This is a genomic window from Moorena sp. SIO3I6 (assembly GCF_010672095.1).
In genome coordinates, this window is the sequence record NZ_JAAHHU010000544.1 from 1 (window position 1) to 2,865 (window position 2,865).

Here is a 2,865-nt window from a genome sequence, read left to right on the forward strand (position 1 = left end):
GTTGGAGGTTAGTAGGTTGAAGGTTAGTTGGAGTTGCCAGTTGCTGGTTATTGGGAAAGCCTTGGCCTTTCGGCCACGCTTTCGGCAAAGCCGTTCGCGTAGCGTGGCCGAAAGGCCTCCGCTGCGCGAACGCGAACAACATTCAACCTGTCAACCTTCAACTGATCAGACCTGTCAACATTCAACTGATCAGACCTGCCAACATTCAACTGATCAGACCTGTCAACATTCAACCTGCCAACCTTCAACCTGTCAACATTCAACCTGTCAACCTTCAACTGATCAGACCTGCCAACCTTCAACTGATCAGACCCGCTAATTTTAAACTTTTCATTGTTACGAACCACGCGCAAGGTGACACTGCCTTCTTGAGTAAATTTGATAGCGTTTCCCAGTAAATTAATCAAAACTTGGCGCAATTTTCCCTGATCTGTTTTCACATATCGAGGAAGCTCTGGCTCTCGGTAAACAATGAGCTGTAAGCCTTTGGATGCGGCACGCAGTCGTAACATCTCTTCGAGACTATCCAGCAGACGATACAGGTCAAAGCTAGTTTCATTTAGAGTTATCTGACCTGCCTCGATTTTGGACATTTCTAAAATGTCATTGATCAAGTTCAGTAAATGCTCACCACTGCGACTAATAATTGCTAGATATTCCTGATGTTCCTGATTCAGGGATGAGTCACGGTTCATTAATTGGGTGAATCCTAGGATGGCATTGAGGGGGGTGCGCAGTTCATGGCTCATATTGGCAAGAAATTGGCTTTTGGCTTTGTTAGCTTCTTCAGACTTTTTCCGGGCTTTTTCGGCTTCTTTCATACTTTCAGCAAGTTGGACAGTACGTTCTTCTACCCTAGCTTCTAAGTCCTCATTAAGTTGCTGCAAGACCCGGGAGGCTTGTTTGCGCTGGGTAATGTCATGAAAGAACACTGAAAGACCATTAATACCTGGATAAGCTTTCACGTCAAACCAACGTTTCGTCGGTGGATAGTATTCTTCAAAGGTGACAACAACCTGTGCAGCAACCGCCCGATGACATTCCTGGTAGAACTTGGAGCCAAAGACTCCGGAAAACACCTCCTCCAAATTCTGATTCAGAAGCTGTTCGGGTTGACTCTGTAGCATTTGGAAAGCTTGGGGATTAAGATAGGTAATCTGCCACTGGTCGTTTAGGGAAATAAAGGCATCCGTGATACTTTCGAGAATGTTGATGGTACGACGGTTAGCTTTTACCAAATTGTTGATAATTAAGTAGGCAATCCAAGCCAGCAAAATCAACAACCAACTATAGGCATATAAACGATAAGTATTAGCTGTATCAATAGCTTGGTAATAGTAGAGGTTATAGACGTAATCCAGTTCTTCGTTTAGCTGCTTAGTAGGGAGCTGTAGCAGTTGCTGGGTTAGTTGATCTACCTGAGGTTTATTGCTCATGATTTTTCGGGAATGGCTCAGGGCTAGATCGATCAATTCTTCATCTTTACCAAAATCATTTTGGTTTTTGATCAGCAACAGCCTATCCATATTATCATTGATCAGCGCTTCTAATTCCTGATCAGAGTTTAGGTTGTAAAGCAGGATATTTTTCAGCAGTTCATCGAGAGTAAATTCTAAATAATGGTTTCTGGTTTTATTGTAAGTACTATTGACCAGATATTTAGTGAGAGATTGCAAGTAAATAAGGGAGTTTTTGAGAATGGAATTATGGAATTTTAATCTTTCGATTAACCTTTCTTTTTCATTGATTAATTCTAAGTGAATTTGAATAATTTTATTGAGTTATTTTCTCCCATCATGATTAATAAATGTCGGAATACTCTTAAGCTTGTTTTGGGTATTTTTTATTTGATACAAATGCTTGAAAAATTGATCATAATAGGTTAAGATATCGGATCGAGATTTGAGAATATCCTGATTTAATATTACATCTATCTCCTTTTGTTGATTTAAAGTATTTTTATACTGTTGGTGTTCTTCAACGTTAATTGGTAGACTTTTCTTCACCAAAAAAGCCAAGATAAAAACAGCAGCCAAGGTATTTATGAGCTTTAGCACTTGAGTTGTGTTCACAATGGTTTTCCTTGATACTCGCCTGTGAGAGTTTTCAGGAACTTGACAATCAAACCAATATCGTTTGGCGACAGTCGGCGTCCCAATTCATATTTGCCCATTATCGTCACAGCTTCTTCAAGAGTTTCAGCTGAACCGTCGTGAAAATATGGTGATGTTAGAGCCACGTTGCGCAAACTGGGAACCTTAAATACATAACGATCACGTTCATTGCCAGTGACATTAAAGCGTCCCAAATCAGCTTTGGTAAGCTTACCGCGATCTTTAAAGTAATCTCCAAACAGACCAAAAGCCTGGAACATATTACTGCCGATATTGACTCCTTGGTGACAGCTAACACAGCCATAGGCTTTAAATAGACGATAGCCTTCTTGTTCTGAGGAGGAGAGGGCATTTTTATGGCCGCGCAGAAATTGGTCAAAGCGTGAGTTGGGAGTGTACAGCGATCTTTCAAAAGTAGCGATCGCATCCTTGATATTCTCGCTGTTGATACCATCTTTATACAGTTGGCTAAATAGTGAGACATACTCAGGGGATTGCTTGAGCTTACTGAGGATTTCTTTCCAATTAGAACCCATTTCCTGCTCTGCATGGATTGGTCTATCAATCTGTTCCTCTAGGGTTTCAACGCTTCCATCCCAATGTTGCTTAAAATTGAATCCACTGTTGAAGACTGTGGGTGCATTAATCAAGCCAATCCTATTCTTGATCCCAATTGAACGCACTATTTGGTCTGTACCACCGGTATTTAGATTGTGGCAGCTAGCACAGGAGATAGTGTTATCCTGTGACA

Annotated in this window: 1 protein-coding gene and 2 pseudogenes; all 3 read right to left on the bottom strand. The window is 41.1% G+C overall.

Features of this window, described 5'->3' with window-relative positions:
* Nucleotides 1-344: 344 nt before the first annotated feature.
* Nucleotides 345-1,283: pseudogene (locus tag F6K49_RS39255) on the bottom strand (histidine kinase dimerization/phospho-acceptor domain-containing protein); the annotation flags it as partial.
* Between the two features lie 30 nt (nucleotides 1,284-1,313).
* A pseudogene (locus F6K49_RS39260) lies at nucleotides 1,314-2,072 on the bottom strand (DAHL domain-containing protein); the annotation flags it as partial.
* The coding region (locus tag F6K49_RS39265; protein ID WP_293105978.1) for a cytochrome c peroxidase at nucleotides 2,069-2,865 on the bottom strand (797 nt) is incomplete at its 5' end. The gene F6K49_RS39265 and the pseudogene F6K49_RS39260, both read right to left, overlap by 4 nt.